Origin of the sequence: Nocardia sp. NBC_00416 (genome assembly GCF_036032445.1) — a bacterium.
In the GTDB taxonomy this organism is placed as follows: Bacteria; Actinomycetota; Actinomycetes; order Mycobacteriales; family Mycobacteriaceae; genus Nocardia.
Map to the genome: position 1 here is coordinate 7,023,060 of NZ_CP107932.1, position 20,657 is coordinate 7,043,716.

The 20,657-nt window shown below is 68.6% G+C and carries 21 protein-coding genes; 8 read left to right on the forward strand and 13 right to left on the reverse strand.

Annotation, left to right across the window (positions count from 1 at the left end):
* Positions 1-63 precede the first annotated feature (63 nt).
* A complete protein-coding gene (locus tag OG804_RS30495; protein ID WP_328392085.1) occupies positions 64-504 on the reverse strand; it encodes a YbaB/EbfC family nucleoid-associated protein in 441 nt (146 codons plus the stop codon).
* 72 nt (positions 505-576) lie between these two features.
* Here OG804_RS30495 and OG804_RS30500 point away from each other — a divergent pair, with 72 nt between their 5' ends.
* Genes OG804_RS30500 through OG804_RS30510 form a run of 3 tightly spaced genes read left to right on the forward strand, consistent with a single transcriptional unit; the run spans position 577 to position 2,605 of the window.
* Positions 577-882, forward strand: a complete 306-nt coding sequence (locus OG804_RS30500) for a hypothetical protein (RefSeq protein WP_328392086.1) — start codon at positions 577-579, stop codon at positions 880-882.
* Complete coding sequence (locus OG804_RS30505) at positions 879-2,060, forward strand: WXG100 family type VII secretion target (protein ID WP_328392087.1); 1,182 nt, start codon at positions 879-881, stop codon at positions 2,058-2,060. The genes OG804_RS30500 and OG804_RS30505 overlap by 4 nt, the downstream gene beginning before the upstream one ends.
* A gap of 26 nt (positions 2,061-2,086) precedes the next feature.
* Complete coding sequence (locus OG804_RS30510) at positions 2,087-2,605, forward strand: hypothetical protein (RefSeq protein ID WP_328392088.1); 519 nt, start codon at positions 2,087-2,089, stop codon at positions 2,603-2,605.
* A gap of 45 nt (positions 2,606-2,650) precedes the next feature.
* Here the strand turns inward: OG804_RS30510 and OG804_RS30515 are convergent, their stop codons facing one another.
* From OG804_RS30515 to OG804_RS30530, 4 genes are read right to left on the reverse strand one after another with little or no spacing between them, the layout of a single operon-like run.
* Positions 2,651-3,961: an AAA domain-containing protein gene (locus OG804_RS30515; protein ID WP_328392089.1), complete on the reverse strand. Its 1,311-nt coding sequence runs from the start codon at positions 3,959-3,961 to the stop codon at positions 2,651-2,653.
* Positions 3,958-5,436, reverse strand: coding sequence for a hypothetical protein (locus OG804_RS30520; RefSeq protein WP_328392090.1), 1,479 nt, complete (start codon positions 5,434-5,436; stop codon positions 3,958-3,960). The genes OG804_RS30515 and OG804_RS30520 overlap by 4 nt, the downstream gene beginning before the upstream one ends.
* Positions 5,433-6,530, reverse strand: a complete 1,098-nt coding sequence (locus OG804_RS30525) for a hypothetical protein (protein ID WP_328392091.1) — start codon at positions 6,528-6,530, stop codon at positions 5,433-5,435. The genes OG804_RS30520 and OG804_RS30525 overlap by 4 nt, the downstream gene beginning before the upstream one ends.
* Position 6,531: 1 nt before the next feature.
* Complete coding sequence (locus tag OG804_RS30530; RefSeq protein ID WP_328392092.1) at positions 6,532-7,314, reverse strand: hypothetical protein; 783 nt, start codon at positions 7,312-7,314, stop codon at positions 6,532-6,534.
* A gap of 127 nt (positions 7,315-7,441) precedes the next feature.
* Here OG804_RS30530 and OG804_RS30535 point away from each other — a divergent pair, with 127 nt between their 5' ends.
* A complete protein-coding gene (locus tag OG804_RS30535) occupies positions 7,442-8,611 on the forward strand; it encodes an acyl-CoA dehydrogenase family protein (RefSeq protein ID WP_328392093.1) in 1,170 nt (389 codons plus the stop codon).
* Between the two features lie 45 nt (positions 8,612-8,656).
* On the opposite strand, the gene OG804_RS30540 is transcribed toward OG804_RS30535, so the two are convergent.
* The 4 genes from OG804_RS30540 to OG804_RS30555 form a co-directional block, all read right to left on the reverse strand.
* A complete protein-coding gene (locus OG804_RS30540; protein WP_328392094.1) occupies positions 8,657-9,037 on the reverse strand; it encodes a VOC family protein in 381 nt (126 codons plus the stop codon).
* A 170-nt stretch (positions 9,038-9,207) separates the two neighbouring features.
* A complete protein-coding gene (locus tag OG804_RS30545) occupies positions 9,208-10,419 on the reverse strand; it encodes a CaiB/BaiF CoA transferase family protein (RefSeq protein ID WP_328392095.1) in 1,212 nt (403 codons plus the stop codon).
* Positions 10,420-10,506: 87 nt separating this feature from the next.
* Positions 10,507-11,682, reverse strand: coding sequence for a serine aminopeptidase domain-containing protein (locus OG804_RS30550; protein ID WP_328392096.1), 1,176 nt, complete (start codon positions 11,680-11,682; stop codon positions 10,507-10,509).
* Between the two features lie 107 nt (positions 11,683-11,789).
* Entirely contained in the window at positions 11,790-12,881 is a 1,092-nt protein-coding gene (locus tag OG804_RS30555; protein ID WP_328392097.1) for a homogentisate 1,2-dioxygenase, read from the reverse strand.
* Between the two features lie 142 nt (positions 12,882-13,023).
* On the opposite strand from OG804_RS30555, the gene OG804_RS30560 reads away from it, so the two are divergent.
* Together OG804_RS30560 and OG804_RS30565 are read left to right on the forward strand one after the other, a co-directional pair.
* Positions 13,024-13,722, forward strand: coding sequence for a TetR/AcrR family transcriptional regulator (locus tag OG804_RS30560; protein ID WP_328392098.1), 699 nt, complete (start codon positions 13,024-13,026; stop codon positions 13,720-13,722).
* A gap of 111 nt (positions 13,723-13,833) precedes the next feature.
* A complete protein-coding gene (locus OG804_RS30565) occupies positions 13,834-14,397 on the forward strand; it encodes a TetR/AcrR family transcriptional regulator (RefSeq protein WP_328392099.1) in 564 nt (187 codons plus the stop codon).
* Between the two features lie 44 nt (positions 14,398-14,441).
* Here the strand turns inward: OG804_RS30565 and OG804_RS30570 are convergent, their stop codons facing one another.
* Genes OG804_RS30570 through OG804_RS30580 form a run of 3 tightly spaced genes read right to left on the reverse strand, consistent with a single transcriptional unit; the run spans position 14,442 to position 17,902 of the window.
* Positions 14,442-15,821: an amidase gene (locus OG804_RS30570; protein WP_328392100.1), complete on the reverse strand. Its 1,380-nt coding sequence runs from the start codon at positions 15,819-15,821 to the stop codon at positions 14,442-14,444.
* A gap of 21 nt (positions 15,822-15,842) precedes the next feature.
* Complete coding sequence (locus tag OG804_RS30575; RefSeq protein WP_328392101.1) at positions 15,843-17,027, reverse strand: hypothetical protein; 1,185 nt, start codon at positions 17,025-17,027, stop codon at positions 15,843-15,845.
* Positions 17,024-17,902 (reverse strand): nitrilase family protein, encoded by an 879-nt coding sequence (locus tag OG804_RS30580; protein WP_328392102.1) that lies wholly within the window; start codon positions 17,900-17,902, stop codon positions 17,024-17,026. Before OG804_RS30580 ends, OG804_RS30575 begins: the two co-directional genes overlap by 4 nt.
* Positions 17,903-18,054: 152 nt before the next feature.
* On the opposite strand from OG804_RS30580, the gene OG804_RS30585 reads away from it, so the two are divergent.
* Both OG804_RS30585 and OG804_RS30590 read left to right on the forward strand, forming a co-directional pair.
* The gene (locus OG804_RS30585; RefSeq protein ID WP_328392103.1) at positions 18,055-19,080 is read left to right on the forward strand and encodes a LacI family DNA-binding transcriptional regulator; all 1,026 of its coding nucleotides are present in this window, start codon (positions 18,055-18,057) and stop codon (positions 19,078-19,080) included.
* A gap of 31 nt (positions 19,081-19,111) precedes the next feature.
* Positions 19,112-20,125, forward strand: a complete 1,014-nt coding sequence (locus OG804_RS30590; RefSeq protein WP_328392104.1) for an alpha/beta fold hydrolase — start codon at positions 19,112-19,114, stop codon at positions 20,123-20,125.
* Between the two features lie 141 nt (positions 20,126-20,266).
* Here OG804_RS30590 and OG804_RS30595 read toward each other — a convergent pair whose 3' ends face one another.
* Positions 20,267-20,656, reverse strand: a complete 390-nt coding sequence (locus OG804_RS30595) for a MerR family transcriptional regulator (protein ID WP_328392105.1) — start codon at positions 20,654-20,656, stop codon at positions 20,267-20,269.
* Position 20,657 lies beyond the last annotated feature (1 nt).

The following is a 20,657-nucleotide window of genomic DNA, read 5'->3' on the forward strand; positions in this document are numbered from 1 at the left end:
GGCAATCCGTGTACGGGTGCGGGCGGGGCGAGCGGGCGGGGCGCCGTTTCGCGGGCGGAACCGTCAGCCGCCGAAAAAGCCCTGGTTACGGCGTTGGTTCAGTTCGATCAGCTCTTCCTCGGACAGTTCGTCGTCGGGATCGGCGTACCGGGTGGGTCGGGGCTCGACCGGCGGCGGTACCGGGCGGGGCTTGTCGACGGCGTCGCCGAAGGCTTCGGCGACCGCGGTGAGGCGCGGGTCGGCGGTGATGATGTCCATCTGTTCCCGCACATTGTCGCGCGCGGCCGTGAGCGCCTCCTGCGCGAGCTGGGTGATGAGCTGCCCGAGCTCGGCGCCGTACGGGGTGACGGACTGGTCGATCCGGACCGATTCGAGTGTGCCGTCGGCCCGGACCTGCACGGCGACACCGTAACGGCCGGCACTGCCGGTATCGGTCAGCAGCGCGCGCTGGACGGCCTCGAGCTGCCCGCTGATCGGATCGATATCGCCGGAATTCGGTGGCACACGGAACTCGCTTCCCCCACGGACATGGAATCTTGCTGTGCTAGCGTAGCAACCCGTTCGGGGAGGTTCTGTATGTCTGATCTGTATGTCGACGCACCTGCGGTGGAGGGGATGATCGGTGCCCTCGGCCAGTCCAAAACCGTGTTGGACGGTATACCCACGGAGAGCTTCGTCGCGCAGATCGAGCAGACCCTGCCCGGTTCCGGCCTCGGGCACGCCGTGATGCTCGCGGGGTTCCGGGCCCGCGCCAGCACCCGGGGCGCCGGTGGCCAGGTCCAGGAGATCTGCGATCGCGCCAAGGCCGATATCGGCGAATTCCTGCAGACCGAGCAACAGAACGCCGCCGATGTCGCGAATGCCGGCGAGCCGCCGCGATGAGTTCGCTACCACCGACCAAGACACAGGTCCGACTGTGGGATACCGCCAAACTCGGTGAACAGGGTCAGGAATGGGCGCGGGCCGCGCAGACCGTGCACACCGAGCACGGGTCGGTGTCGCGGCAACTCGCGGACTCGCCGGGAATCTGGCGTGGGGACGCCGCCGACGCCATGCGGGTGAAAGGCGAAGAGACGCGGACCTCCCTGTCTTCGGTAGCCGGGGCCCTGGAACAGGCGGGCACGATAGTCACCCAGGCCGGACCGAGCCTGTCCGCCGCGAAGACCGCCGCGGTGAACGCGATCGCGACGGCCGAGGGGGATCGGTTCGTGGTCGGGGACCAGGGTGATGTCGGCTTCACCAAGGAAATGCTGGCGTGGGTGCAGGGGGAACTCGGGATCGCGAGCTGGCAGTCGGCGTACTCGATTCTGTACAAACAGGCGAAGAAGCACGAAGAGGTGATCAAGCCCGCCTTGCGGGCCGCGGGTGACGCCGCGGAAACCGTGCGGAACGCGCTGGACAAGGCTTTCGAGAACGTCAAATTGCCCGCCGGGTGGGAGCTGGAAGCGATCGTCACCGAGTATCAGGTGGAGGCTGATCCGGGTGGGATGGTCACCTGGCCGGAGGACGGGCTGCTCGGAATCGTCGCCGGTGCACTGGGCAAGGCCAAACAGGTCACCGTGGCCGAAGCCGAGATGCTGGATCAGCTCAGTCTGGTGGAGAAGGCCAAGTTCTACCAGCTCATGACCGAGGCAGAGGACACCGCGCTCGGGGTGTACCCGGGCGACAAGGAACAGGACGATCAGACCGACGCCTTCCGCCACGCTTACTGGAATGCCTTGATGACTCAGGAGTTCGGTGAGGACTGGACGAAGGAGTACGGGTCCAAGCATGAGGGCAGACCTGATAACGCTGCCGTCCGCGAGGCTATGGACCTGCACAACAATGAGATCGGACGCAATATCGCGCTGCAGAATCCCGACGCGAGTCCGGAGGAACTGCAGCAGCTGGTGAAAGACGCGGTGGGGCGCGGCGATACCGTGGTCATCAATCAGGGCCACGAGTTGAGCTGGTCGGATGACGTGGCGATCGGCGACACCGTGGACTCGGATATCTTCAACGAGAACCCGAGATTCCTTCCGGGCGCCCCTCTACCCGACGATAATCCGTCGACGAAATGAGATATCCAGCGAAGGGTCTGGTGAAGATGACTACCTCGAGTGGACGAGGATTCCGGGGGCTGCTGGCCGTGGGGGCGTCCGCGTTCGTGTTGGCGGCAGGCTCCGGGTGCGGTGTGGTTTTCGGTGAGCGTATCGAGGTCGGTCGGGACGATGCCGCGGTGGACGGTGCGTTCCAGCGGGTGCTGGATTCCCGGCAGCCCGCGCGACTCGGGGATGTGATGGCCGACGCGGATCTGCCGTTCGACTCCTGGGATCGGATGTATCGATTCTCTTCGTTGAAGGACGGTGACGAGTTGAATGCCGCGCTCGGGACCGACGTCTATTGGTCCGGTCTGCCGGGCGGTTCCGACTCCTCGGTGCAGATATTTCTGAACGAGGGCAGCGTCGTCCACGCTTTCGTCGATAATGTTCCGTCCTTCGGGGTGAGTCGTGACCACTACGCCACACCGGATTCGATGGTGACACCGGTGCAGCGGGAGCAGGGAAATCCGACCGGACCAGGGACCGAAACCTACTGGGGATTGGATATCGACGAGGCCGGCTGATATCCGCGCGGGGTCTCGCTGCGGTCAGGCACCGGCCGCCGCGTCTCAGCGTGCGTGGCTCGGGGCGGCGACGCGATGGTCGGCGAGCCGATTGAGCACCGCCTGGTTGGCTTCCCAGCCGTCCGGGAATTTCACCGGCACCCCGAGGTAGACCGGTTCCGCCGACGGATGCGCGTCGAGGAGTTCCCCGATCCCGGCGCGGCCCACGACGATACAGGCGTGTCGATGCCGGGAGGCCAGCACGCACAGCCGACCGGCCTCCAGGTGGAAGGCGCCCGCGTCGCGGCGGCCGGAGAGCGGATGCAGGATGACCGTGACATCGTATTCGCGGCCCTGGAGCCGGTTGGCGGTATCGACCGTGACCTCGGCCGCGATCGTACCGGCCAGTGCGTCGCGCACGGCCTGGGCTTGATCGCGGTGCGCGGTGCCGACCGCGATCCGGGTCGCGTCGATCGCCCGGTCGCCGTGTTCGGAGTGCGCGACTCCGCCGCGTTCCAGCAGCCGGCAGGTGAGGTCGGCGATGGCGGCGACGGCTTCCCCGTCGGTGCGCAGGGTGTGGCGGGCGGGTAATTCGTAGTACGCCCAGCCGTGCACGGCGGCTTCGTCGAGGACATCGTCCACCGGACCGCGCAGGCCGCGGGTGGTGAATTCGAGGCGGCGCTGTTCAGGCCGGGTGCCGGCCGCGAACGGTGCGAAGGGATAGAACGCCGAGGAGACCACCGCGGCCGCCGAGGGCGGCAGCCGCCAGGACACCGGCAAGGTGTGCACGGGGATTCCGTCGTTGTGGTTGAGCATCACGGCGACCGCGCTCATGGTCGGATCCCACGACAGGCCCGCCCAGCGGTCGGCGTCGACGGTGGCGAACGGGTCCAACTGGCCGGGATCGCCTACGAAGAGGCCACGCTCGAAGCGATTCGCGATGCGCAGCAACATATCCGAGCGCATCTGATAGGCCTCGTCGACGATCGCGTACGACCAGCGGCCTTCGTCCAGGGTCGCCCATTTCGCGGCGGTGCCGATGACGATCGCGCATTTCTCCAGGTCGGCGGGCCGGTTGGCGACCTCGACATTGTCGCGGTCGATTCGCGCGCTGCGGCGATAGTCGCCGGCGGAGAGCCGGCCGATCAGGAGTGCGGGGTCGGCGGTGGCCAGCCGGTCGATGAGGTCGTCGACCTGTTCGTTGGTCTGCGCGACGATCATCCGTTGCTCGTCGTCGGCGGCGGCCAGCTGCCGGGCGGCGCGCACCACCAGCGTGGATTTACCGGCGCCGGGCGGCGAATCGACCACCAGGGCCCGGTGTGCGGTGTCGTCGAGGTCGGTGAGGATCCGGCCGACCACCTCGTCCGCTGTGGTCACGACCATTCCTCCGTGAGTTCGGGGGCCGCTTCGGGCGGGGGACCGCCGTGCGTCCACGGAGTTTCCTCGCGGGGCGGGAGTTTGGCGGGCGGCCCGGCGAAGCCGGTGGGGGAGAAGCGGGCGAAGCCGATCGCGTCGCCCTCCTCGGGCACGCTGCCCAGGGCGGGATTCTTGCCCTGACCCATACCGCTCACCAGTTCCAGCTGGATCACATCGTCGTCGACCGCGACGACCTCGGCTTTCTGGTTGGGCCGGTCGATCCGGATCAGTGTTTCCCCGATCCGGGCCCGGAACGGGTCGGCGGTGTGCACCCAGAGATACGGTCGCGGGACCTCGCGCGATTTCGGTTTCGCGCGCCGCTCGGGTTCACAGGCGGCGACCGCCCCCTGGAACGCTTCGCCGACGAGCCGGTATTCGATCAGCACGCGGGGGTCGTCGAAGGCCCGCTGCGCCTGGAAGGCGTCCAGAGCCTGTTCCTGTTTGAGCAGCCGCCGGGTCGCCGACACCGCCGAATCCCGGCGGGCCTGCGGATAGCCCTCGGGGATATCGGAGACGAACCAGGAGAACGCGGACCGGTCGTCGGTCCACCGCTTCGCCACGCTCGCCCCCTCCGGCAGTTCGCGCAGCATTTCCACCGCCCGCCACATCGATCGCCAGGTCGGTTCCAGTTGTCCGCGCAGCGCTTGTTCGAGCCGTTCCGCGGCGATGACCTTCGCCCATTCGTGTTCGGCGCTGTCGTAGGCGGAGATCAAGGGCGCCAGTTCTTCGTTGTCGAATCCGGGATCGGTCGCCGGTCCGGCGGGCGGATACGCCAGCGGATCCTCGGCCAGCGCGGCGGCCTCCGGCCCGGTCATTCCGGCCGGCGGGTCGATCCAGCCGAGCAGCGCCGCCAGGTTCCCGTCCTCGAGGGCGGACTGTCCGGACGCCCAGTGGGTGGTGAGTACCGAGGTCATCGCCAGCGATACGTTGGACCCCGGGAAATCCGAGCGATCGCCGAACCAGGTGAGCCATCTGCCGAGCAGCGGAAGCGATTCCGGTACCGCGTTGTCGCCCTCGGTGCGATGGAAGCGCACCGACCGGCCCAGTAGCCGCAGGAATTCGATCCCACCGGGGTTGGGTAGCAGCAGTTGCGGCGCGTCCAGATAGCGCAGGTAGGCCTCACCGGTCGATTTCACCGTCAGTTCCTCCGCGTCCTCGCAGAACGCCGAGATATAGGGCAGTACACGGTCGGCGAGGTGTTCGATGAACCGCAACCGCAGCACCCGGTCGCGCGGCTGCGCCACGATCAGCACTGTCGAATCCTCCGGTGCGCAACCGAGGATCACCGCCAGCGGGGCGGCCGCCTCACCGGCGAGCCGCAACGGCACCAGCACCAGCGGACGCTCCGACAGGTGGTAGTGCCGCCGGGCCGCGATGGGTTCGGCGCGCCCGGTCCGCGCCGCGGTCGCCTTGGCCAGCGCGCTGAGCACGCTCATCGGGCGACCTCCAGGCGCAGTGCGCGCGCCCGCCGCAGCATCTCCGCGATATCGGCGTGTTCGGGTCCGGGATCGAGGGTTCCGTCGGCCAGGGCCAGGACTGTGTCGAGGTTGTCGATTCCGCCGAGGTCGTCGCAGACGCCGCGGCCCAGCGTATCCACCGAGCCGTGGGTGCGGGCCTCGGACCGGCAGGCGAACGCCAGTTCACAGCTGGACATGCAGTCCGGCGCGTAGCGCGACGGGATCGCCGCGACGGTGTCGGACAGTCCGGCGCCGGGTGTGAAAGTGGCGCCGGGCGGAACGAGATCCAGCAGCGTGTCGATCGAGGTGAGCCGTGACAGCTGACGGCCGATCACCGCGAGTTGTTTGCGCAGATCCACCAGCGCCGCGGTCGGGCGGTTGGTGAAATCCCGGGCGCACACCAGGATCGAGTTGTGCGCGACCAGCTCCGGGGGCTGTCCGAGTTCGCGCAGCAGTTCCCGCATGGCCAGGACGTAGACGGCCGACTGCCGCGCCGCGGAGGCCACTTGCGCCGGGTCCGCTTGTCCGTCCACGATGGCGAACGATTTGATCTCGACCACGTGGAAGAGCCCGCCGATCTGCAGCGCCACCACATCGGGTTCGAGGTAGGCGGTGGCTCCGGCGATCTCGAGGCGCAGCATCGGATGGTCGAACATCGTGCCCTGGCCGGACGAGAGCGCTTGCCCCAGTAGCTGTTTGGTGCGTTGGTAGCGCACCGAATTGGTCGCGTTGTCGCCGACGGTCTCCAGATCGTGGTACCCGACCTCCGGGATGGTCAGTCCCAGCTCCTCGCGCAGCAGCCGCAGTAGCTCGGCGCATCCGTGCGATTTCACCATGGCTTCGAAACTGTTGCCACGGGTGATCGCGAACGGCGACTGGCCGAACTTGGGTGGGAAGCCCAGCTCCTGGGCGATCACGGTCTTGTCGACCGCGGCGGCGTCCAGCAGGGCCCGGCGGGCGCAGCCCGGGTTGGCGGTCAGCGCGGCGATGGTCCGGGCGTTGTGGCGGCTGGTGGGTGCGTCGCCGCGCAATTCGTCCAGCCGGGTGGTCAGGGTTTTCTCCGCAAGCGTCATCTCAGGCCTCGTTCCGTCGGCGATCGGCCACCGCGAGCCGAACACCGAACAATTGCGCCGCGGGATCCGCCAGTTGCCGTACCGCACGCTCCGCGGCGTCGGCCCGCTGCTGTGTGTCGTCGTCTCTGTGCACCTCTAATTCGCGTTCCGCGGCCGCGAGCACCACGTCCGGGTCGATGCTCTTCCCGTCCGTCGCCCCCGGAATCGACACTCCCAGTTGCCACAGCACGCGTTGCCCCGCCGGTGTACACCCGTGGTCGGTCATATGCCGGGCCAGCCGGATCGCGCCGGTCAGCAGATCCACCCGCGGACTCAACGGCCCGACCATACGCTGCGCCAGCGGCCAGGTGCTCACGGCCAGCAGGCCGCGGGCGGGGGCCAGCAGATCGGTGGTCATGGCCGCGCAGAGGTAGTACGGGCGTGCGTAGGGCGCGGCCCGGAAGGAGCGTTCTTCGTCCCGGCGCAGGCTGGTGAGCCGGGCCGGGACCAGTTCTCCGGAGAAGAATGCGTCGTGCACGGCGAGGATCAGTTTCGGGGCGGCGGGCACCGAGAGCAGGGTGAGCGCCCGGTGCACATGCTCACGGACCGGTACCGCCGCCGCGAGCTGCCGGACCGGCGCGGGCTGTTCCGGCGCGCCGAGAACAGCGGTGTCCCATTCCGTTTCGGCGGCCCGGAGTTCGGCACGCAGGCGGCGGGCCGCCGTCCGGTCGCCGGATCCGGCGGCGCGGCGCACCTGCGCGCGTAACTCGGTTATGCGCTGTTCGAGCGCCTCCGCGGTGGGCATGGGGAGAATGTAGGTGGCAATTCCAGGGAAGTCCAGTGAATGCCAGTATTTACCGGGGTATGTCGCCGGATTCCGGATTCGGGCAGAGCCGCCGCAGCATACTTTTGCGTATGTTAGCGTCGCGAATATGATTGCGGCGGGGTCGAATACAGAGTTGGGAATCGGTCAGAGTTTCATCGACGAACTGGCCGCGCGGGCGCAGGCCGCCGAGGACGCGCGCAGATTACCGGAGCAGACCATCGCCGACGCGGTGGCCTCGGGTTTCCTCGGAGCGCTGGTGCCCAAGCGGTTCGGCGGCCCGCAGGAGAGATTCCCCGCCGTGCTGGATCCGATTCGCCGGATGGCCCACGGATGTGTGTCGAGCGCGTGGACGCTGGGATTCTATGCCCTGCACAACTGGCTGCTCGCCCTGTTTCCCGAACAGGCGCAGACCGAGGCCTACGGCAGCGGTCCGTTCCTGTGCCCGGCCCCACTGGCGCCGACCGGCCGGGGGATTCCCGCCGAGGGCGGGATCCTGCTGTCGGGCCGGTGGTCCTGGGCCACCGGCGTGATGAGCGGCAACTGGATCATGGTGGGCGCGCTGTGCGGGCCCACCGACGACCTCTACCTCGCGCTGACACTGCTGCCCGCCGACGGCGTCGTGATCGAGGACGTGTGGCATACCGAGGGGATGCGCGCGACGGGATCCAACGATGTCGTGATCGAGAATGTATTCGTCCCCGAACACCGGATGGCGCGGGTGCTCGACATCTACGGCGGCACCGCGCCCGGAGCCCGCCTGCACGACGCCAGCACCTACCGATGGCCGCTGGTACCGGCCCTGGCGCTGGCCGCGTCGATGCCGGCGTTGGGAGCGGCCGAACGCGCCACCGATATCTACGCCGACCGTCTCGAGGGCCGGGTCCTGTACGAGGGCGGTACCCGGCAGCGGGACAAACCGATCGCCCAGGCCCACCTGGGGCAGGCTCAGGTCCGGCTGCGCGCCCTGCACGGCCTGCTCGACGATACGGTCGGCGAGATCGAAGGGCTGCTCGACACCGGAACGCCCGTCGCGGTGCCGGTCCGGGCGCAGGCCCGGCTGGCCGCCGCGCATATCGTCCGAGAGTCCCGGTCGGTCATCGGCGACCTGCTGTCCGCGTCCGGCGCGAGTGTGCACTTCACCGACCATCCGATGCAGCGGTTGAAACGCGACGTCGACGTGCTGAGCGGCCATGTGGTCTTCGACTACGACACCGCCCGCGAACTCGCCGGGGCCACCGCGATCGGTATTAAGGTGCCACGTTCGGCCATGCTCTGACCACAGCTGTCGCACCCGCTCGGCCCGAGCGGGTGCTCGGCCGGCCTATTCCCGAAGCGCGGCCTCCGAGCGGCGCATGACCTCGGTGTCCAGTTCCTGGATCTGGATGGTGACGCCGTCGGGGTCGATCAGCCGGAGGCTGCGTCCGAAGTCCTCCTCGACCAACTCCGGGGTGTAACCGGCTTCGCGCAGGCGGGTGGCGACTGTTTCGAGGGGCTCGTCGGTGGCGAATCCCAGTTCCACGGCGCCCGGCGGACGCCCCTTCGAGACCGAGGCGTCGTGGATGCCCACCGCGCCCGCGTCCGCGTCCAGTTGCGTCCAGACCGACAGTCCGGTGTCATTGCCGGGGCGCAATCCGAGCCCGGCGTAGAAACGGCGGGATTCCTCGACATCGGCGACGTATCGGATAGGCAGTGCAGTCAGCACGGATCCTCCTGGGCAGAGTGGGCGGCCACGGCCGTCCGGTAACGGGTTTACCGTTCCGATCGTGCATCGCGGCACGCTGCTCGGCGACGAAATACGCCGGTCCGGACGGAATCCGGCACCGAAGCGGCCTGTGGTGGCGGAATCCGGCACCACAGGAATCCTCGCGTCGGCTAGATGATTCCGCGCGACCGGAGAGCCTCGAGCTCGGCCTCGGTTTTTCCGAGCAGACCGGAGTACACCTCGTCGTTGTGCTGTCCCGGCCGGGCCGACCCGGCGTTGCGAATGGTCCCCGGAGTGACCGACAGGACGGGAATCACGCCCGGGCCCTTCACATTCCGCTGGATCCGCTCGTCGTAGTGGTCGGCGATCATGCCGCGCGCGTTGAGCTGCGGGTCGGTGACGACCTCGGCGACGGTATTGATGGGCCCGCTGATCACGCCCGCCTCGTTCAAGGTGGCGATGATCTCCGCGGGCTGCCGGGCCGCGGCCCACTCGCCGATGATCTCGTCGAGTACGTCCTGGTTGCGGCCGCGCGCGGTGTGGCCGGCGAAACGTTCGTCCGTGGCCAGCTCCGGTCGTTCCATCGCCGCGCACAACCGTCGGAACACCGTGTCCTGGTTGGCGGCGATCACCACCCAGCTGCCGTCGGCGCTGCGGTAGATATTCGACGGCGCGATACCTTCCAGGCGGGTGCCCGAGGGGCCGCGCACCACGCCGCCCACGTCGTAGTCGGGGATGGTGGATTCCTGCACGGCGAGGCAGGCTTCGGTGAGCGCGGCGTCCACGATCTGCCCGTCGCCGGTGACCGTGCGCCGGTAGAGCGCGGCCAGCGCACCCTGGGCGGCGAACATCCCCGCCAGGCTGTCGCCTAGGGAGAGTGCGAGCCGCGGGGGCGGACCGCCCGGGAAACCGTTCATATGGCGCAGGCCGCTGGCCGCCTCGGCGACCGAGGCGTACCCGGCTTTCTGCGCTTCCGGTCCGGTCTGCCCGTATCCGGACACGCGGACCAGGATGATGCCCCGGTTGCGTGCCCGCAGCACCTCGTATCCGAGACCCCACCGTTCCAGCGTGCCGGGGCGCAGATTCTCCACGATGATGTCGGACGTCTCCGCCAGTTCCAGGAACAGGTCCCGACCGGCGTCTTCCCGGAGGTTGAGGGTGAGCGCTTTCTTGTTGCGCGCGTGCACCGTCCAGAAGAAGTGATGCCCGTCCAGTTCGGCCTGGCCCCAGGTGCGCAGCGGGTCGGGGGCGTCCGGCGGCTCCAGTTTGATCACCTCGGCGCCCATATCGCCGAGTAGCCGTCCGGCGAACGGTCCGGAGATCAACGTGCCGATCTCGAGTACCCGGATACCGTCCAGAGCGCCCGTAGTCGCGGAGTCCATCGCGGCATTATCTCCTGCGCCGGCCGGGCTCGATCCGAGGGGTTGCGCGCGGCCGGACGGTGTCCCGCGACGGCAGCGCGGACCGGCTCATGCGCGCGGGCCCAGGTCGCGGGTGCGCAGCCAGTCGTCGACCAGGCCGATCGCCTTCGCGAGCGGTTCACGCTGGTCGGGACCGAGATAGTAGTGGTTGGCGCCGGGGATCTCGTGCAGTTCCTTGTCCGCGCAGCCCAGCGCCGCGTAGATCCGATGGGCGTGCGAGGGGGTGCAGACATTGTCGGCGGCGTTGTAGAGCACCAGCGTGGGCACGGCGATATCCGGTCCGCAGGCCACCGCGTCGCCCAGTGCGTCGTCGATGCTCCACTGCGACAGCCAACTGCGCAGGGTGGTGAACCGGGCCAGCCCGAACGCGCCGGTGTTCACCTCCTGCGGTTCACCAAGATAGGACTCACCGGGAGTGCGGTCATTGGGGTCGAGGGCGGGGTCGAGGACGGTGGGGTCGGCCATGGTGCCGTGCACGACGAAGCAGAATTCGTCCTGCGGACGGTCCGAAGCCCGGATGGCGACCAGTTTCTCCTTCACCCAGGCGGTGATCCGCCGGTTCCGGTCGTGTTGGGCCTGCCGGTAGCGAGCCACGAATTCCGGGGTATAGGGCGGCTGGTTGGGGTTGGCCGTGTCGTAGAGGTCCAGTTCCGGGTCGCGCCGGGTCGGGTCGGTCTCGTCCAGGATCGCGGGATCCAGGCATTCGGTGAGGGTGTGGTGACGGCTGATATGCGCGGCCATCAGCAGAATTCCGTCGGCGGGGATCAGGCCGAGTGCGGTGAGGTCGGGACCGTCACCGGAGGGGCTCGCGGTGACCGTCGGATGTTGGGCCTGCTGCTGGTAGTACACCGATAGCGAGCCGCCGCCGCTCCACCCGGCCAGCACGACCTTGTCGTAGCCGAGCCGGTTCTTCGCGTCACGGACGCATTCCCCGAGGTCCTGCACCACTTTCTCCATGAGCAGCGCGGCGTCGGCGCCCCGGTAGCGGCTGTTGCACACGATGATGTGATGCCCTGCCCTGGCGAGTGCGGTGACGATCGGCAGGTAGGTGCCGCTGGAGACCGGGTGCATGAGCACCAGCACCGTATCGGAGGCGAGGTCCGCGGGTTTCACCAGAATCGAATCGAGGGTGACCATTTCGGTGAGCCCGCCGTAGGCGTCTCGGGTTCCGGAGGTGTTCGCGTAGGCCACGACATACGGGATGCGTTCGACATGATGCGACATTGTGTTGCCTGCCTTGATCTTTCGATCCGGCCGTGTCCGGGGCGGCGCGGAGTGCGGGCCCCGACCGGCGGGAATTCGGCGCCGGCGGGGATCGGGATCGGCCGAGATCAGTGCGCGCCGAGATTGCCGGCGATGACCTCGGGAGAGGGAACGAGTCTGCGCCGGGTGTCGACCGCGATGGTGGTCCACCCGATATGGGTGATCTCCTCGCGTTTGCGTCGTGCCCGCTCACGCATCTTCTCCGGCGCCCCGTGATGAACGCCCTGCGGCGCATGCGAGATCAGGCCGGGCGGCATCGGCACGCCGTACATGTCGCCGCCATGGAAGAACGCGATCTCGTCGTAGTCGGCGTTGCGGTGATACCACGGAACGGTTTCGGTGCCTGGCGCCGATTCGGCGCGCTTGGGCAGGAAGTTCATCACGTACACGCCCGTGGCCTGCATGAACAGATGCACGGTGGCGGGCAGGTGCACGGTATCGGAGAGGATCACGTTGTAGTCGGCGATATTGAAGGTGAACGGGAAATTGTCGCCCTGCCAACCCGCCACGTCCAGCGGGTGATGCCGGTAGAAGAGCGAAGTCGGGCCGCCCTCGTGGATCAGGCGGATCTCGTACTCGTCGCGCCCGTCGTCGTCGAAGGCATACGGCTCGGGGACGGTCGTCCGGCCGGGGTCGAACGGGAAGTGGCGGCCCAGCGGTCCGGGCGGCGGGACCCGGAACTCCTCGGTCGCTTCGATCATGAGCAGCGTCGTCTCGTCGTCGGGCACCTGCCGGAACGTGCATGCCTTCGGCAGATAGACCCAATCGCCCTCGCGGTAGCGCAGTGGTCCGAACTCGGTTTCCAGCAGGCCGGTTCCCTTGTGCACGAACGACAGCAGATCGCCATCGATGTGCCGGGCGAAGAACGGCATCTCCACGGCGCGCCTGCTCAGTGATATCCGGCAGTCGGCGTTGGAGAACAACAGCAGCGGTGCGCCCGCGGGATCGGTGGCGTCGGTGGGTTGCAGCGCGTCGGCGAGTACGTCGACCGGGGCGAGGGGGCCCACGGCGCGATAGCTGACGGGATCGTTGCGCCGGTACAGCTGGGCGGTCCGGCCGGTGAATCCGCCGCGGCCCAGTTCGTCGTCCTTGAGCCCGTTCAGGTCAGCGTGCAGCCGATCCGGGGTGGTGCCTTTCCGCAGGTGAACAAAGGATTCCATAGCAGCATCCAGTCCTCGTCGGGCGCGGAGCGGACGTAGCTGCCGACTGGGCCGACAAGCGTTGCGATCCGCCACACCGCGGAGCAAAGTCGATGGGGGTCAATATTGCAGAGAAATTGATGGGTGTCAATATAATCGGACCATGAACGCTGTCGTCCCACCCGAACCGCGGGGTCCGCGCAATGCGCGCGGGCGCCCGCCCACCGGGGATTCACCGGCCTCGGCGGACGAGATCCTCACCGTCGCGCTGCGGGTCTTCGCGCGCGACGGATTCGCCGGGGCCTCGGTGGCCGCGATCAACCGCGAACTGGGGGTGAGCCACAACCTGATCCACCAGCGGTTCGGTTCGAAGGAAGCGCTCTGGTACGCGGTGGTGGACTGGATCTTCGGGAATGTGGTCACCCTGCTGAAGATCCGCCCGCCGCGCCGGGACCTGCCGCCGCTCGAGGAATTCCGGGCGGGCATCATCCGGTTCCTGGAACTCCAGGCCGAGCACCCCGATGTGGTGCGGTTGATCAGTATGGAGGCCGCGATCGAGGGCCCCCGCCTGACCTACCTCTACGACCGGCACATCGAACCGATGTCGGTGCTCATCGCCGAACCCCTGATACCCCTGATCCAGCAGCGAATCCTGAACCGCGACGATCTACGATCCCTGCATTTCCTGATCGCCCACGGCGCGACCGCGCCGTTCGCGCTGCTGCCGCTGGCGACCCGGATGTCGCCCGCGGATCCGAGATCCGAACGCGCGGTGCGCCGCCACGCCCGGCTGGTCGCCGACACCATCGTCGCGGGCATCGAGGCACGGGCGGCGCGGCGTCCGGCCGGGGAGTCCGGCTGATCGACCGTCGGGAGCCGCGTCGTCCACCCGCCGCGCGTACCTTCGTCTCTGCCCCGGCCGGGCACAGCCGGTGGACGGACTGTGCCCCGCCGCACCCATTAAGCTGTCGCGATGGCGCGGGCTCGGGGTGCCGTCCAGTTGACGGTCGATGATTGGTTGCAGACCGGATACACGATCCTGGCCGAAGCGGGATTCCGGGACCTGAAGCTCGACGAGGTGTGCCGGCGTCTCGGGGTGACCAAAGGCAGTTTCTACCACCACTTTCCCGATATCCCCGCGTTCAAGGACGCGCTCGTGACCTCCTGGGGCGGCTGGCGCGACCGGGAGCATGGGCGGATCGACGCCCTCGCCGGCGCCCCGCCGCGGGAACGGTTGATCGCGATGACGGCCCTGCTCAACAGTTCCCGGCACTGGACCCTGGAACGGGCCATGCGCGAATGGGCGCGTTCGGATCCACGCGCGGCCGCGAGCGTGCGGGCGTCGGACCGGCATGCGCGCCGCGCGGTCCGGCAGGCATTCCTGGATCACGGGTTCGACCCGGATACCGCCGCCCGGCGCGCGGAGTGGATGTTCGCGATGGGCATCGGCGCCTTGCACCTGTCGGATTCGCCGCGGGCCGAGCGGGCGGCGGCGGGCGAGCGGACCGCACTGGTCGATTTCCTGCTGCGACCGTGAAATCCTCGCTCGATCCGCGAATCGACGGCCCGGCCCGCGCCTGTTCACCCCGCGGCGGCCGCCTGCCGCGAAACAGCCGAGCCCAGCTCCGCCAGTTGTCGCACCGAGCGACGGGCCACCAGTTGCATCCCGATCGGCAGTCCGTCGATCTGCCCGGCGGGAACGCTGATCGCGGGTTCCCCGATGAGATTCCAGATACCGGTCATCGACAGCAGCGCCTGCTTGGTGGGGACGCGGTAGCCGGAGACGACCGAGAGGCGCTCGCCGAGGGCCGGTGCGGTGATCGGTGCGGTGATCGTGGCCAGCACGTCGATCTCGCCGTCGAACAGCTGCCTCACCTCCGCTACCGCCCGTGGACGCTCGGCGCGGGCTTTTTCGTACTCCCGCGAGGTCACTTGCCGGGCGCCGAGCAGGCGGTCCAGCGTATCGGGCTGATACAGGTCGGGACGGTCGCGCAGCATGGTCGCGTGTACGGCGGTGACCTCGAAGCTCTGGATCGTCTGGAACATCGCCTGCAGCCGCTCCGGGTGCGGTAGGCGCGGCTCGACGAGGCGGATCGCTCCGGTGGTTTCCAGCCCGGCGAGGACCGCACGGCAGCGTGCGACGAGGACAGGGTCGGCCGGTCCGAGGTGGACCGGGTCCAGCCAGCCCACCGTGATCGGGCCGTCCCCGCGCGGCGGTCCGGCCGGTTCCAGCCCGAGTTCCCGGCCCACCACGTGGAGATCGGCGGGGTCGGCGAGCAGGAAGCCGACGTGGTCCAGGCTGGACGCCAGCGGATATACGCCGTCCACGCTGATCTGTCCGTATCCGGGTTTGAATCCGGTGACCCCGCACAGCGCGGCCGGGACGCGACAGGAGCCGCCGGTATCGGTTCCCACGGCGAGCGCCACGATTCCGGCCGCGACCGCCGCGGCGCTGCCGCCGCTGGAGCCGCCCGTCATTCGCGCGAGATCGTGCGGGTTGCGGGAGGGCCCGGCGGCCGAACAGTCTCCCGTGGGCCCGTAGGCGAATTCGTGGGTGACGGTTTTGCCGAGTACGACCGCGCCGAGTTCTTCCAGCCGCGCGACGATGGGTGCGGACGTGGTGGCGATGTTCCCGGCCAGCTGGGCGGAGCCGCATTCGGTCGGCATGGCGGCGACGTCGATCACGTCTTTGACCGCGATCGGGATGCCGTGCAGCTGTCCCCGACGCCCCGGGCCGCGCCTCTCGCGGTCCAAGGCGGCGGCCCGGTCGAGCGCGCCGGCGCCGTCGACGTAGGTGAAGGCGTTGATCTCGGGGTTCACCGCGTCGATCCGGGCGAGCGCCTGTTCGACGAGCTCGGTCGAGGTGGTCGAACCGGCGCGCAACCGGGTGGACAGGTCGCGGATCGACGGTGCGTCGGCGCGTGTATTCGCCTTGCGTGGAACGGTATTCGCTGTGCACATGGTAGGTCGGTCCGATCCGGGTCAGGTGAGGAGGCTGATGGCCGGGACGATGGCGGATGTGCAGATCGCCATCGAACCGACGCACCCGACGAATCTGTGGACGTGCCGGGGTACGAGCGCCCCGATCCGGAAGGCCAGCGGCGGGCCGCTGAGCACGCCGAGTACCAGGGCGGCCAGGGTGGGGACGGGTGACGCCTCGAAGGCGATGACGGCCGCCGGCGCGACGGAGACGACGGGGACGAAGCTGGGGTACCACCCGTGGGCCCGCCACCGGCCGCGCCAGACGATGACCGACAGCGCGCCGGCGGCCAGTTGCGCGCCGAGGATCTGCGGGAACAGGGCGGCGAGACCCTCGGTGGGCTGTGTCGTGAGATAGGCGAGGACGGCCCCGGCGATCAGCCCCGCACCGGCCCATTCGTTGCCGAAGAACGGCGCCTCGGTGAAGTCGGCGAGGACGCGGCGCAGCATCCAGGTCGCGGACTGCGGCGAATCGGCGCCCACCCCGGTACCGAGGCCGGGTTGCTGCACGTATTTTCCCGCGTGCAGATCCAACCAGGGCAGTCGGCGGCAGACGGCGAACGAGATATAGGCGGTGACCGCCATCGCCGCGGTGAACCCCGCGACGGTCGGAACTCCCAGGGGGACACAGAGGTAGGTCGCGGCGGCGATGGCCGCCGGCGCGGTGAGTCCGGCGCCGAGCACGGCGGCGGTCAGCGCGACCTTCCAGCCCCGGCCGTACATCAGCACCACCGCGGGCGTCACCGAGACGAAGGCGACGAACAACGGCTGCCAGGGGGTGTCCGGCGATCGGGTCCAGCCCCAGCAGAGGTGGCTCAGCAGCAGCGCGAGGATCCCCGCGCCGGCCATCCAGCCCCACAGGCCGGAATCGCAGGCGACCGGGAAACCCTTCCAGCCGACGTCTCTGGTGCGGATCGCGTGCGCGAAACCCGCGCCGGCCAGCATCAGCAGCCCGGCCGCGGCCGTCCCGTAGAAGGTCGGATCGGACAGATTCGCGAGGACGGCCGTGCCTGTTTCCCGAATGCCCGACAGCGCATCGCCGATCCAGGTGTCGCCGGTCGTGGTCCGAGCCAGTGCGGGGAGGGCTCCCGCCGCCGAGATCGAGACGGTGGCGGCGACGGCCGCGACGCTGAGGACCGCCGCGTGGTCGTTCCGGCGGAACGAACGCACGAGCGCTGGGCCCCTCATCGCGGGAACCTTTCGCCGCGGGTGTATCCCAGCATCGAGTCGTACAGATCCGTGCGCCGGTCCCGGTGCAGATCGTTGAGGTCGTTCCAGATCGGTGCACTGCGCGCGGTCGCCAGGTCGACGGATGCGTAGACGATCGTGCGTTCTTCGGGCCCGGCGACGGCGCCGAGGGGCCAGCCGTTGGTTCCGGCGATCATCGAGCAGCCGAGGAATCGCGCCTCGCGGTCGACGCCGACCCGGTTGGACGCGGCGATGAACACGTTGTTGGTGTGGGCCGCGGTCATCGTCAGATAGTCGGCCATGCACCGGCCGGCCTCGTCGAACAACGGCGGCGGAGTCCAGACCCAGTTGTTGCTCGAACAGATGATGTCGGCGCCTTGCTGGGTGAGGATCCGCGGCACCTCGGGAAACCAGATATCCCAGCAGATCAGCATCCCGATCCGGCCGATAGGTGTGTCGTACACGGGAAAGCCCAGGTCACCCGGGGTGAACCAGAGTTTCTCCTGGTTCCACAGGTGGGTTTTGCGGTAGGTGCCGATCAGCCCGCCCGGGCCGATGAGCGCCGCGGTGTCGAACAGCCGCACACCGTCGAGCTCGGCGAAGCCGACCACGACGTACACCGCGCGCCGGGCGGCGAATTCGCACCAGGCGTCGATGAAGGGGCCGTCGACCGGTTCGGCGTGCGCGAAGGCTTCGGCGCGGTTGTCGAAGGAGTAGCCCGAGGACGACAGTTCGGGCAGCACGATCAGGTTCGCGCCCTCGGCGGCCGCCGCTTCCGCGGCGGCCAGGCCTGCGGTCAGGTTCTGTTCCCGATGCTCGAGCCCGACCTTGGGGTCGGACTGGACTACGGCGATGGTCACGGGACTGACGGTCATGGCATCGACTCTTTCGGCTTACTGGCTGTTGCCATTGGCCAAACGTTTGGGTTAACCTGCCGGAGCAAGGCCAAACGTTTGGGTAGGAGGTGTTCGGAACGCTAGTGTGATCCAGAACATGTTGTCAAGACTCGAGAAGGAACCCGTTGACGATGTCGAACCCGCGTCCCGCGACACTGCAGCAGATCGCCGCCGATCTCGGGCTGCACGTCTCCACGGTGTCCCGGATCTTGAACGCCTCGGCCGCCGACGGCGCGAAGGCGGCCTCGTCGAAGACCGTCGAACGGGTCAGGGCCTACGCGAAAGAGGTCGACTACCGTCCCAATCCGCTGGGCGCGGGCCTGCGCACCAAGCGCACCAACCAGGTGGCGGCATTGGTGCCGCGCCTGTCGGATCTGGTCCTGTCCACCATCTACGAAGGAATCGACGAGGCCGCCACGGAGGCCGGGCTCTCCGCGTTCGTCACCAACACCTTCGACGATCCGCGGATCCAGCAGCAGAAGGTGGAACTGGCCCTCTCGCGCCGGGTCGACGGCATCATTCTGGGCGACTCTCGCCTCGACGGCGTCGTCGCCGCCGAACTGCGTCGGCGCAAAGTGCCCTACGTCCTGGTCAACCGCCGGGCGCCGGGGCACGTATCGATCACCTGCGACGACTACCTCGGTGGCCGGCTCGCGGCCGAACACCTTTTCCGGCACGGGCATCGAACCGTCGGCATCGTCGCCGCGCAGCCCTACGCCAGCACCGGCTCGGACCGGCGTCGCGGATTCCTGGACTATTTCGCCGAGAACGAGTGCCCGATCCCAGAGGAACTCGTGGCGCACTGCGGTTTCGACCCCGAGTCCGGGGCCGAGGCCGCGGATCGGCTGCTCCGGGACCGTCCCGAGCTCACCGCGCTGTTCGCCGTGAACGATTTCTCCGCGATCGGTGCCATGTCGGCGGTCCGGCAGCACGGGCGCACGGTCGGAACCGACCTGGCGGTGGTGGGTTTCAACGATATCTCCATCGCCCGGCAGCTGGCCGTGCCGCTGACCTCGGTGCACTCCGATATGCACGGTATGGGCCGCGCGGCCGTGGATGCCCTGGTGCGGATCATCGCGGGGCAGACCCCGGAAAGCCGCGCCCTGCCCCCCACGCTCGTCGTCCGAGCGTCCTCCGACTTCCGAACCACCCGATAGATCATTCGACACCGAACAACGAGGAACCATCATGGCTGTACAGCAATTCGTTCTGCGCGATTTCGAGCTCGAAAGCGGCGAGACGCTCCCCGAGGCGGTCCTCGCCTACGCCACCTACGGCGAACTCGATCCCGGCCGGGGCAACGCGATCGTCTTTCCCACCTGGTTCGCCGGCACCCATGAATCCAACGAATGGTTGATCGGCCCGGGCCGCCCGCTCGACACCGACCGCTATTTCGTCATCGTCCCGAATACGTTCGGCAACGGGCTGTCCTCGTCGCCGTCGAACACCGCCGCGCCCTTCGACGGACCGCGGTTCCCCCGCCTCACCATGCGCGATAACGTCGAAGCGCAGTATCGGCTGGTCACCGAGCATTTCGGCATCGGGCGGCTGGCACTGGTACTCGGCTGTTCGATGGCAGCCGTGCAGACCTACCAGTGGGCGGTGGACCATCCCGAGATGGTCCGGCGTGCGCTCCCGTACTGCGGAGCGCCCCGGACCCCCGCGCACGGCCGAGTGTTCGTGGACGGCCTGCGCGCGGCGCTCACCGCACCGCTGAACGGGGCCGGTGACCGCACCGCCGCCGAATCCCGCAGCGCTCTGGAGACATTCGCGCGGGTATTCGCGAGCTGGGGCTTCTCGCAGGCCTTCCACCGGCAGGAGGCCTATCGCGAACTCGGATTCGATTCCGCGGAGGAGACGACGAGCGGATTCTGGATCGCCAACTTCGCCGGTCTCGACGTCGACAACGTGCTCAGCCAGCTCGACACCTGGATCACCGCCGACATCTCGCGCGGTCCGCGGTTCGGCGGCGACCTGCCCGCGGCACTGGGCGCGATCGACGCTCAGCTCGTCTCCCTGGCCTGCGATACCGACCTGTACTTCCCGCCGGAGGACGAGGAAGCGGCCGCGGCTCACCTCCGGAACGGGAAAGCCCTGACCATCCACAGTGTGTGGGGACATCAGGCGGGCGGCGGGGCCGATCCGGTCGGCGCCGAGATCATCGGCGAGCAGACGCGCCGGCTGCTCGACGCGACTGTGTGATCCGCGAACGGCCGCCGCTCGCAGCGAAGTGTGTCGTTTCGTGAGCGGCGGCCGGCTGCATCCGATGGTGGCGGTGCCAGAACTCGCGCGATCAGGGCCCCGTGCCGCTCCGAGCGCCGATATCGGCGCAGCGGGTCCCCATCATGCAAGCCGGTCGAGCAGCTCGGCGAATTCCTGGGCGTAGGCCAGTTGCCGCCGGAGCTGTTCGGCGCTGTCACGGGCTTTCGCCCGGAAATCCCGCAGCTCCGCGCTCGCCGCGGCCCGTAGCCGGGCCGACGCGGTGGAGTCGTCGATGACGTCGATGGCGTCGAGCAGTCGTTTCATCTCGGCGAGGGTGAACCCGAGCGGCTTCATCCGGCGGATGGTCAGCAGCCGTTCCACATCGGCCGCGGTGTAGAGCCGGAACCCGCCCGCCGACCGCGCCGAGGGCTGCACCAGACCCACCTCGTCGTAGTGGCGAATGGTCTTGAGGGACAGCTCGGTTCGATCGGACACCTGCCCGATCTGCAGATACTGTGCGTCGCCGTCCATT

Bases quoted from the DNA above. Each gene is read 5' to 3' on its own strand.
- OG804_RS30505 (WP_328392087.1), top strand. From the start codon at position 879: ATGAGTTCGCTACCACCGACCAAGACACAGGTCCGACTGTGGGATACC.
- OG804_RS30555 (WP_328392097.1), bottom strand. From the start codon at position 12,881: ATGGAATCCTTTGTTCACCTGCGGAAAGGCACCACCCCGGATCGGCTG.
- OG804_RS30585 (WP_328392103.1), top strand. From the start codon at position 18,055: ATGTCGAACCCGCGTCCCGCGACACTGCAGCAGATCGCCGCCGATCTC.
- OG804_RS30565 (WP_328392099.1), top strand. From the start codon at position 13,834: ATGGCGCGGGCTCGGGGTGCCGTCCAGTTGACGGTCGATGATTGGTTG.
- OG804_RS30500 (WP_328392086.1), top strand. From the start codon at position 577: ATGTCTGATCTGTATGTCGACGCACCTGCGGTGGAGGGGATGATCGGT.
- OG804_RS30595 (WP_328392105.1), bottom strand. From the start codon at position 20,656: ATGGACGGCGACGCACAGTATCTGCAGATCGGGCAGGTGTCCGATCGA.
- OG804_RS30525 (WP_328392091.1), bottom strand. From the start codon at position 6,530: ATGACGCTTGCGGAGAAAACCCTGACCACCCGGCTGGACGAATTGCGC.
- OG804_RS30575 (WP_328392101.1), bottom strand. From the start codon at position 17,027: ATGAGGGGCCCAGCGCTCGTGCGTTCGTTCCGCCGGAACGACCACGCG.
- OG804_RS30560 (WP_328392098.1), top strand. From the start codon at position 13,024: ATGAACGCTGTCGTCCCACCCGAACCGCGGGGTCCGCGCAATGCGCGC.
- OG804_RS30590 (WP_328392104.1), top strand. From the start codon at position 19,112: ATGGCTGTACAGCAATTCGTTCTGCGCGATTTCGAGCTCGAAAGCGGC.
- OG804_RS30550 (WP_328392096.1), bottom strand. From the start codon at position 11,682: ATGTCGCATCATGTCGAACGCATCCCGTATGTCGTGGCCTACGCGAAC.
- OG804_RS30580 (WP_328392102.1), bottom strand. From the start codon at position 17,902: ATGACCGTCAGTCCCGTGACCATCGCCGTAGTCCAGTCCGACCCCAAG.
- OG804_RS30510 (WP_328392088.1), top strand. From the start codon at position 2,087: ATGACTACCTCGAGTGGACGAGGATTCCGGGGGCTGCTGGCCGTGGGG.
- OG804_RS30570 (WP_328392100.1), bottom strand. From the start codon at position 15,821: ATGTGCACAGCGAATACCGTTCCACGCAAGGCGAATACACGCGCCGAC.
- OG804_RS30545 (WP_328392095.1), bottom strand. From the start codon at position 10,419: ATGGACTCCGCGACTACGGGCGCTCTGGACGGTATCCGGGTACTCGAG.
- OG804_RS30520 (WP_328392090.1), bottom strand. From the start codon at position 5,436: ATGAGCGTGCTCAGCGCGCTGGCCAAGGCGACCGCGGCGCGGACCGGG.
- OG804_RS30530 (WP_328392092.1), bottom strand. From the start codon at position 7,314: ATGCCCACCGCGGAGGCGCTCGAACAGCGCATAACCGAGTTACGCGCG.
- OG804_RS30535 (WP_328392093.1), top strand. From the start codon at position 7,442: ATGATTGCGGCGGGGTCGAATACAGAGTTGGGAATCGGTCAGAGTTTC.